This is a genomic window from uncultured Streptococcus sp. (assembly GCF_938036805.1).
Lineage (GTDB): Bacteria > Bacillota > Bacilli > Lactobacillales > Streptococcaceae > Streptococcus.
Genome location: NZ_CALHWC010000152.1, coordinates 1 through 9344 on the forward strand (window position 1 = coordinate 1; position 9344 = coordinate 9344).

A 9344-nucleotide genomic window follows, 5' to 3' on the forward strand; every position below is an offset into this window, starting at 1 on the left:
CAGGTTTTTCCTTTATTCTTGGCTTTTTCCCAAAAAATAACTGACTTGAAGGATACAATGCAAACACTTCATGATTCTGACGCTTTTGCTCAATCATTAAATCAGTGGCATAGCCAACTAATCCCCCAGTTCGCTCCGGAGAAAAGCCAATTGTGTAATGTAATATTTTCATATACTTATTTTGTAAACAAGGTCTCATACTCATCAACAATAAATTCCCAAGAAAAACGTTCTTTAACTTGTTTTGTTGACAGTTTGTTCATTTTTTCAATTTCTTCTTGTGACAATTCTTCGCTTATTTTAATAATATGCTGGAGATTGTCTTTTCTCCAATAAATAGCCCCATCTTCACCAACTTCTCGGTTAAAACCAACATCTAGCAACAAATTAAGCTTTGTGGATGCCAGAGCTTCCAGTAGAGAAGGGTTTGTTCCACCGACTTCATGTCCATGGAAATAAGCAAAAGCATTCTCACGAATATACTTGAGTAATTCTTGGTCATAGACAGTACCGACAAATTTGACCCTAGGATCTTTGTCAAAACCAGTATCCTTGAGCAACTGATCGTAAAACTTATTTTGTTCTACATTTGCAATGAGAACAAAGTCTTTTTTAGAATTAGACTTCATAAATTCACGAATCATGGTCTCATAGTTGTTTTCGGGAACGAATCGTCCCACAACTAGATAATATCCGTTTTCAGCAACACCCTTTTCGTGATACCAAGTACGAACTTTTTCGTCCTCAGGTTTTAAAACAGACTTACTTGTGTCTGTCCCGTAGGCGATATAAGTCGTCTTTGGCTGGTACTGTTTATAGTCTTCTTGGATATATTTTTCGATATTTTTACTATCGCAAACCAATAAGTCCGCATGCTTGACCATGAGTTGCTCTGAGTATTTCCAATACTTACGGACGGGTAAGCTCCATTTTGCTCGGAGCCACTCATGCCCATCAGGATTGACAAATAAACTACCTCCGATAGCTTTGATTTTTTTCTTGAGTCCAGCGATAAAAGGTCCAATACGACAAGCTAAAATATAGAAAATAGGAGCCTCTTCTTTATTTGCTTTAGCGATTTCAATCGCCCTATTTACAGCAGCAATATCGTATGCAATGGCTCTAGCTGGCCCAATATTAGGCACATCAATATTGAAACAAATTGCCCCGTTGTGCTCAAACTGGTCATCTGTGATCCCAGACTTAGCTGAATTTTCACGCATACAGGCTACATAGTACTGTATACTCCTATCTTGCTGATATTCTGTTAATTTCTCAACAAAGGTTTCAAAGCCGCCGTACTTGGCAGGGATTCCTTTTGAGCCTATGATATAAACGGACTTCTTCATCTTTCTCCTATCAAGGAAGCGAAGTTTCACTTACTTCGCTCCATCTTTCATTAATACAACTTTGACAGTCTTTAGTAAAATTTTAATATCTGACCAGATGGTCCAATCATCAATATAGGACACATCTAGCTTTACAACATCATCAAAATTCGTGATTTCACTACGGCCGCTGACTTGCCAGAGGCCTGTGATACCTGGTTTGAAACTCAAACGTTTTTTCTGCTCAGGCGTGTATTTTTCATACTCATCCACAGTTGGCGGACGCGTACCGACCAGACTCATATCGCCTTTGAGGACATTCCAAAACTGAGGCAACTCATCGAGACTTGTCTTGCGAATAAAGTGTCCAATCGGCGTGATACGAGGGTCATTATCGACCTTAAACATACCGTCTGACATTGTATTCTGCGCCATCAGCTCTTTTTTACGCTCTTCCGCATCCACAGCCATAGAGCGGAATTTATAAAATTTAAAGATGCGACCATTCTTCCCAACTCGATCTTGAGAGAAAATAGCTGGACCACCATCTTTTTTGATCTGAGGCACTAGGAAAATAGCAGCTATCCCACAGAGCAGTAAGCCAAAGAGGGCACCGACAATGTCCAGAAGCCGTTTCAAAAGGACATGGTAGTAACTATAGAAACGGCTTGAAAACGTCACGATATTAAAACCAGCCACATTACGAATGCGCTTCTCGCCATTGGTTGGGAAATCTAGGGCATTGATATTAACATTGACATCGATTCCCATATGCTCAAACTGAGAAATCAAATCTTCCAAGCGATAGAGATCGCTAGGTAAATTGATAAACACTTCATCCACTACCGACCGAGTCGCATACTCAATCATATCTTTTTCCAGCACCACATCAAAAGCAGAACTTGTGAAGGAAGGATCATCCACTACTGTGACTGCCACTATCTGACCGCCAAAGTCTTGGGCCTTTTCTATTTGAGCAAAAAACTTTTCTATCCTAGAACTTGTAGTAATGACAAAAACCTTTGTACTGTTTTTTGACCGAGCATGAATAGACGAATAGTAGTTTTTAAACAAAATATTGGCTGCGTAAACTAGTAGGCCATTTAGTAAGATAAAATAGATGAGTCCCCGTCGCGAGATAGAAAAATGTTCCTCCATGATAAAGGAAGCAAAAGTGACAAAAAGAGCATAGAAGGCACTATATTTTAAAGTTTGGATAAACTCTACAAAGTAACCTCTACGGAAAAAGTGATGAAAATAATTGCTGATGTAAAAAGCAAGAATATGAAGCAAAGAGAGGATAAAGACACTTGTCCTTGTCAAGTCAGAATTAGAAATAAGGCTCACTAAAACCGCTGCTAGCATAGACACCAGCAGTTCCAATACAGCTACTCCTAACTCTTGAATTTCCCTTTGCTTTCTAAACATACATTACTTCTCGCTTTTCTTTTCTTCTTCTCTCAAACGATCTCCATAGTTTCCGTAGGAACCATAGAAACCGTATTTATCTGCTTCGACATTATATTTATTTAAGATTACACCAAGGAAAGGTGTAGAGGACTGCTCCAGCTGGGTCTTAGACTTTTGAACCATTTTCCGTTTCACTACATTACTAGCAACTACTAACATGCTTGCATCACAAAACTTGGAAATAAGGGTCGCATCTATGACCATACCGATAGGAGGAGTATCCACAATAATATAATCATAATGGCGACGGAGAACATCCATCATTACCTCAAACTTTTCGCTCTGCACAAGTGCCGTTGGATTTGGTGAGGCTTGCCCTGAAGTGATAACAAAGAGATTTTCCTCATCCGTTTCACACAATCCTTGCGATAAGTCTGTATTTCCAGACAAGTACTCTGTTAGGCCTGTGATTTTCTCAGTACTCCTAAAAACACCACCAAGCATCTTAGAATTTCGAATATCCGCATCAATCAAAAGAGTCTTGTAACCTGCCTTAGCAAATGTCAGAGCCAGATTCGTTGATGTTGTCGTCTTTCCTTCCCCTGGGAAGGTAGAACTCACAGCAATCACTTTGATGTTCTCGCCACTAAGTTGGATATTGGTTCGAAGAGCATTGTAATACTCCTCTACCCTCGAAATAGAAAGTTTTTTCTTTTTTGCTAACTCTAGTATTGGCATTATATCTCCTAACCTACCTTACTCATATCTGGAACGACACCAAGTAAAGTCATTCCTAAGACTTCTTCAATATCTTCTGGCTTCTTGACACGGTCATCAAGGATCTCAACAATCACTACTACAATAACCATCAAGACACCACCCGCAAGCACTCCAATGATGGTATTGCGACGGATGTTCGGAGAAGACGGTGTTTTTGGTGTTTCTGCTTCTTCCAGCGTTGTAACGTCGGATACCTTGGTGACAGCGATGATTTTCTCAGCAGCGACTTCACGTAAGGTATTGGCGATACGGCTAGCTTCTGCCGGATCCGCATGCGTCACTGTAATAGACACAATCCGAGTATCTGTTGGTACAGTCACAGTAACCTTAGATGCCAAGTCAGATGGTGAGCCTGACAGCTTCAATTCTGAAATGACGGATGCCAAGACATCTTGAGACAGGATAATTTCCTTGTAGTCCTTTACCAGATACGAACCAGCCTGTAAGTCTTGGTTGGTCAAAGCAGGATTGTCGCCCTGCTGACGATTGACAACGTAGATACGCGTCGTGCTCTTATAGGTAGGCTTGGCAATAAAAACGCTATAACCTAGGGCTAGAATCCCCGTCAACAAGGCAGTTAAAATTATTAAAAATTTCCGTTTCCAAATTGTCTTCAACAGAGACAACACATCGATTTCGATCATTTGATTTTCTTGATTCATGTATTTACTTTCTCCAGAGTTTGATTGATTAAATAAACTCGTTACTTAATAAGATTTCTTGGTTTGTCTTAAAGAGTTCTTCCGCACGCGCAGCACCATATTTTTTCGCGACAATCTGATAGGCCTTTTGCATATAAGGCGGTCTGTCATCGAGATTGTGCATATCGCTGGCAACGAAATGAACCAAGTCCCGTTCCAGAAAGAACTGAACACGCTTTTTCATAAATTTGTAACGATCACCAAAGAGCTTAGGTTTCAAAACGTTTGAACTATTGACCTGCATATAGCAGCCCATATTGATCAATTCGCTGACCCTGTCCTCATCATTTTCCAGACAGTGATAGCGCTCAATATGTGCCACTACCGGAGTCATACCGAGGCGAATGACATTGCCCAAGGCGGAATGAATATCCTTGTAGGGTGTATTCATACTAAACTCGATCAAGACATACTTGGTGCCACCTAGACTGGGAAATGTCCCCTCTTCTAGCTTTTTCAAAATATCACTAGTATAGTAAATCTCCGCTCCATATAGCACGGTCAAGTCGTCAGCAACTTGCTTGGCCAAGTCCTGCACTTGCTTGAAGTTTGCTGCAATCTTTTCTTCAGGCGTTTCAAACATGCCCTTTCGGCGATGAGAAGTAGAAATAATGGTGCGAACGCCCTGACGATAGCTTTCTTCGAGCAGACGTCGGCTATCCTCTAGTGTCTTAGGGCCGTCATCCACATCAAAAATGATATGCGAGTGAATATCAATCATGCTTTACTTCCCTTCCATTACTTCCTGAATCGCTGCTTTGGCAGCTGCCAAACTATTTTGATCAATTTCCATCATGTAAAGATTGGCTTCTGGCATTGCATGGGAAGGCAGACCTGTATTTCCAGTTCCGGTCAAGGCCTGAGAAGTCACGTTATAACTTCCGCCTGACTCTAGCTGAGTATTGATCAGATTCATCATCGTTTCCAAGCTCATATCGGTCTGGACAGAATCCTGTAGTCCTGAAAGAATGGCATTGTAATTCTTCAGTGCATCTGTCGAAGTCAGTTTCTTAATGACCGCTGCAATAACCTTTTCTTGATTCTTACCACGATCATTATCTCCACCATTTAGAGAATAACGCTCACGGACGAAGCCTAGAGCTTGGTCAGAGTTCAGATGGACCTTACCTACAGGGAAATGGTAATTGCCGTGCAGACTAGTGAATTCTTGGTCGTTCTCAATATCAATTCCGCCCAGCAAGTCAATCAACTTGAGGAAGGATGTGAAATTCAGGCGCACATAGTAATTCAAATCAATACCGTAGAGGTTCTCCAAGGTGTGAACGGAAGCATCTACACCGTAAATACCCGCGTGGGTCAGCTTATCCGACTGATTGAGGCCACCGTCTGCAATTGGAACATAGGCATCCCGTGGAGTCGTCGTCAGCAAGACTTTCTTGGTCTTACGGTTGACTGTCATGATAATATTGACATCCGAGCGTGACACAGAAGAAATCGGTCCATAAGTGTCAATACCACTGACATAGATATTGAAGACTTCTGCATTTGGATCTTGCTTGCCGATAGCTGTATCAATCTTCTTGCTCATCTTGTGAGTGTAGATTTTTTTAATCTTAGAAGCATAGTCAGGGTCTTCTCCACGAATGGTATCTTCAAAGACACTATTCAAGACCATGGCCTTGGCTTCACCAGAAGTCAGTGACTTATAGGCAGCTAGATAAGAAGAAGCTGTATCCACTGTCAGCTCATGTCCTTGTGTTTGACTGATATTTTTCATCAGCGCTTGGACATTGTCTTGGTCATTGCCTGATGGCGCCAAGACATTTGTCAACTGCTTGAGGTCCTTAACATCACTATCTGCCGGCACCACGATACTCATCTCATACTCAGAGTAGTTGGAAGTAGAGTTGACACCTGCTGACAAGTCGACCAAACCTTTCACAGCATACATAGATACTGAACCCACAAGTAGAGCTAGTATCAGGAGGGCGCTAGTCGCCTTCCCTGCCTTCCCCTTTAAAATGAGGAATCCTGACAAGGCTGCCACTGCTAGGATGAGGACTGCCACTAAGATATTCACATAGCGAAAAGCTAGAAAATGATAGCGGAAAATTGTGAAAATCAAGAAAGCCGCTAACAAAGTATAGACACCCAAGAGGGTGCTGTTAACTATTTTTAATCGATTGCTTTTCTTTTTAGATTTTTTTGATCTCTGATACATTCACCTTACTACTTTCTGTGCAAAATTACTCTAGTCTATTATAGCATAAAAACATGGCTTTTTTAAGAAATTCTTAAGAATATTACATAATTGTAAAAAAATCCTATTTTTTTGTCAACGACTTCAACTTTGAAATCGAATTCAAGCCAAAGCATAGAAAAATAAAGCGATACCAAGGCATTGACACCGCTTTTTCTGATAAGGAAAATAGAGCTTGGGTCATGAACTCTGAGAGTCACTTGCATCATCGTAAGCACATTTTAAAAAACATGGACAAACTTGAACTACATGTCCTGTTTTTATACTGGAAATTCTACTCCAATCTAGATGATTACAGCAAGCCATCTCGATCAACTTGCTCATAGGTTTGGAGGCCATCATTGAGCTTGTCCCAGATGACTACCTGTCCTGATCGAAGAGACTTCTGCACATCAATGATGCGCTGATTAGAGGAACCACGAAATTGTAGCATGAGATTTTTCTTCGTGATATCAAAACGGCCGTCCACCAAGATGTCAATCAAACTCAGCAGCTCCAGCTTGTCCTCCGTTTCCAGCATCATCTCCTCCCAGGTGTAGCCCGTCCAAGACCAGATATCCTTGTCCGGCAGCTCTCTCCGAATCCGCTTAACCAAGGGCAGGAGAATGCCTGTATTGAGAAATGGCTCGCCGCCTAGAAGGGTCAGTCCCTGCACATAAGGCTCCGCCAAGTCTTTCATAATCTGCTCCTCCAACTCTTGCGTATAAGGAATGCCAGCATTGAAAGACCAAGTTGCTGCATTATAGCAGCCCTCACAGTGAAACATACAGCCACTGACATAGAGGGAGTTGCGGACACCTTCGCCATCCACAAAGTTAAAGGCCTTATAGTCAATGATTCGCCCCTTGCTAAGCTCCTCACTTTTCCATTCTTGAGGTTTGGGATTGTTCATCTTCATCCTCCAAATCAATCCAGTAGCGCTGACTTCTATCGATTGTATTTTCGTAAACACCGCCAGCAGAGAGAATGGTGAGACGGCTGGCTTCGTTGTCTTCATCGCAGGTAATCAGCACTCGTTCCAATCCTTGCTTTCGAGCCGCTGCTAGTCCTAGCTCTAGCTGCAACTTAGCCAAGCCCTTTCTGCGTTGACTGGGCCGTATAGAATAGCCAATATGCCCACCCTCCACAAATAATTTGTCATTCAAGGACAAGCGTAGGGCTAAAAAGCCCAGAGGCAAGCCAGTTTCATCAAAGGACAAAAATTGGATGGCATGAACCCAGCCTTCTGGCAGATTTCCAGCGTTCTCTTGCTGCTCTACAATTCTCAGCCAATCTTCATAATCCTTTGCTCGTTTCCAAGTGGAGCCCATGCCACCGTGCATGTAGGATTTTGCAGCATCAAACTCCGCAATCATCTCTAAAATCGCGTCTTTATCTTCCAAAGTTGGTCGTCGTAACTTCATAAACTATCCTCAATCTAAATCAATCCAATAGCGCTCTTTACCAGCTCGAATATCCTCTAACGCTCCGCCATTAGCCAAAATCACTGCTCGACTGGCAGCATTATCACAATCACAAGTCACTAAAGCACGTTTGATATTTTTACTTTTAGCTACTTGCAAGCCTTGTCGCAACTGCTCTTTGGCCAATCCTTTCCCACGCGCAGACGGACGAATACTGTAACCGATATGCCCGCCTTCTTGGAGTAAATGGTCATTGAGCCGCAAACGCAGATTGAGAAAGCCCACAGCCTGACCATCCGCAGCAAAAGAAACTAGTTGGATGTAAGGCACAAAACCTTGCGGCAAGCCTAGACCTGCTTCAGCTAGCCAAATGGTCTCCAGCCAGTCCTCATAAACAAAATCCTCTCCGCCAAAGAAGCCGTCCTGCCGGCTGCCAGCTGCTTCAAAGTCAGCCAGCATCTCTAAAATCTTTTCCTTGTCTTCTAGTTTCGGTCGTCTCAGCTCCATAGATCCTCCTGATACGAAGAGAGTGAGACCGCCTTGCGCCCCACTCTGACTTCTATTATTTCTTGTTTTTTTCTAAAAATTGCTGACGCAGTTTGGCTAATCGCTCTTTTTTGCCATTGCCTCCCCGCGAATGTTTTTCATGGAAACGCTGCACCTGAGCCTTTCCTTTGTCGTCCAATTGATACTTTCCCATCTTAATTTCCTTCGTACTTAATAGTTGAGCCATTCATGTGCTTGACCCGAGCTGATATTTCCTTGTGACGGCCATTGACCATTGGGCGGGCTTGCGGATTTCCTAAGTAACCGCAGGTCCGCTTGACCACATCGACCGTCTTGGGATCGCTGTTGCCGCAGTTTGGACAGGTGAAGCCTCGCTCGGTCGGCGTGAAATCTCCTTCAAAGTTACACTTGTAACAGCGATCAATCGGTGTATTGGTTCCCAGATAGCCAACCCGATCATAAGCATAGTCCCAGACAGCCTCCAGTGCTTTTGGATTTTGCTGCAGCACAGGGTATTCACAGTAGTGAATAAAGCCACCAGAAGCACCCACTTCAGGATAAATCTTCTCAAAGTCTAGCTTTTCAAAAGGTGTTGGATTCTTACGCACATCGTAGTGGAAAGAGTTAGTATAGTATTCTTTGTCAGTAATATCCGGAACGATGCCAAACTTTTCTGTATCCAAACGGCAGAAGCGGTCGGTCAGGCTTTCAGATGGCGTCGAGTAGACAGAGAAATGGTAGTCATACTGCTCGGACCACTCTTCTACCCGACGCTTCATATCTTTGACAATGGCAATCGTAAAGTCCTTGGCTTCAGGATTGTTCTCCCAATTACCGCCGTAAAAGACTGCTGCCACTTCATACAGACCGATATAGCCTAGGGAAACCGTCGCACGACGATGAGTAAAGAGCTGGTCCACCTGATCATACTTGCCCAAGCGTTGGCCAAAAGCCCCATACTGATAAAGAATCGGTGCATTGGCTGGACTGGCTT

The 9344-nt window shown here is 42.8% G+C and carries 11 protein-coding genes and 1 pseudogene; all 12 read right to left on the bottom strand.

The genetic code is table 11. The features are described from left to right. Window positions 1-172: pseudogene (locus Q0191_RS06160) on the bottom strand (glycosyl transferase family 1); the annotation flags it as partial. Between the two features lie 4 nt (window positions 173-176). After that, window positions 177-1349, bottom strand: coding sequence for a beta 1-4 rhamnosyltransferase Cps2T (gene cps2T / locus Q0191_RS06165; RefSeq protein WP_297664789.1), 1173 nt, complete (start codon window positions 1347-1349; stop codon window positions 177-179). A gap of 30 nt (window positions 1350-1379) precedes the next feature. Further along, a complete protein-coding gene (locus Q0191_RS06170) occupies window positions 1380-2756 on the bottom strand; it encodes a sugar transferase (RefSeq protein ID WP_297664791.1) in 1377 nt (458 codons plus the stop codon). Between the two features lie 3 nt (window positions 2757-2759). Continuing rightward, window positions 2760-3476 carry a tyrosine-protein kinase gene (locus Q0191_RS06175; RefSeq protein WP_297664794.1) on the bottom strand — a complete coding sequence of 239 codons (717 nt, stop codon included), beginning with the start codon at window positions 3474-3476 and terminating at the stop codon, window positions 2760-2762. An 8-nt stretch (window positions 3477-3484) separates the two neighbouring features. Next, window positions 3485-4180 (bottom strand): CspC family polysaccharide chain length determinant protein, encoded by a 696-nt coding sequence (locus Q0191_RS06180; protein WP_297664796.1) that lies wholly within the window; start codon window positions 4178-4180, stop codon window positions 3485-3487. A gap of 28 nt (window positions 4181-4208) precedes the next feature. Next, window positions 4209-4940: a capsular polysaccharide biosynthesis protein Cps4B gene (cps4B, locus tag Q0191_RS06185; RefSeq protein ID WP_297664798.1), complete on the bottom strand. Its 732-nt coding sequence runs from the start codon at window positions 4938-4940 to the stop codon at window positions 4209-4211. Between the two features lie 3 nt (window positions 4941-4943). Beyond that, on the bottom strand, window positions 4944-6401 hold the full coding sequence (locus tag Q0191_RS06190; protein WP_297664800.1) for an LCP family protein: 1458 nt from the start codon (window positions 6399-6401) through the stop codon (window positions 4944-4946). Window positions 6402-6732: 331 nt separating this feature from the next. Next, window positions 6733-7332, bottom strand: a complete 600-nt coding sequence (gene nrdG, locus Q0191_RS06195) for an anaerobic ribonucleoside-triphosphate reductase activating protein (RefSeq protein ID WP_297664802.1) — start codon at window positions 7330-7332, stop codon at window positions 6733-6735. Further along, window positions 7298-7843: a GNAT family N-acetyltransferase gene (locus tag Q0191_RS06200; protein ID WP_297664804.1), complete on the bottom strand. Its 546-nt coding sequence runs from the start codon at window positions 7841-7843 to the stop codon at window positions 7298-7300. Before Q0191_RS06200 ends, nrdG begins: the two co-directional genes overlap by 35 nt. Before the next feature lie 9 nt (window positions 7844-7852). Beyond that, window positions 7853-8350 (bottom strand): GNAT family N-acetyltransferase, encoded by a 498-nt coding sequence (locus tag Q0191_RS06205; RefSeq protein WP_297664806.1) that lies wholly within the window; start codon window positions 8348-8350, stop codon window positions 7853-7855. Between the two features lie 55 nt (window positions 8351-8405). Then, the gene (locus tag Q0191_RS06210) at window positions 8406-8543 is read right to left on the bottom strand and encodes a hypothetical protein (RefSeq protein WP_005592063.1); all 138 of its coding nucleotides are present in this window, start codon (window positions 8541-8543) and stop codon (window positions 8406-8408) included. A 1-nt stretch (window position 8544) separates the two neighbouring features. Beyond that, the coding region (gene nrdD / locus Q0191_RS06215; RefSeq protein ID WP_297664809.1) for an anaerobic ribonucleoside-triphosphate reductase at window positions 8545-9344 on the bottom strand (800 nt) is incomplete at its 5' end.